Raw genomic sequence first — 261 nt, forward strand, 5'->3', positions numbered from 1 at the left:
ACCGCGCAGTCCCGGCGCGGTGGGATCGATCTGTCGCGGCTCTGCGGATCAGTCGCGGCCGTGAATGAGGAGGCCGAGGCCGTAGCCGAGGAGGCCGGCCACCAGCAGGGCGGCCACGGGATGCTCGGCGATTTGGCTGGTGGCCTCGCGCCCGCCCTGGCGCAGGGACCGAGCGCCGGTCTCGTAGGCGTCCTCGGTCCGGTCGTAGGCCTCGCGGCCGGCCCGGCGCACGGACCGCTCGGCGCGGTCGTAGGTGTCGCC

1 pseudogene is annotated in these 261 nt (G+C 75.5%); it reads right to left on the minus strand.

The window, feature by feature from the left end:
* Positions 1–48 precede the first annotated feature (48 nt).
* Positions 49–261, minus strand: a pseudogene (locus ASF20_RS05710) (CsbD family protein); the annotation flags it as partial.

The sequence above is a fragment of the Methylobacterium sp. Leaf88 genome (genome assembly GCF_001422795.1).
In the GTDB taxonomy this organism is placed as follows: Bacteria; Pseudomonadota; Alphaproteobacteria; order Rhizobiales; family Beijerinckiaceae; genus Methylobacterium.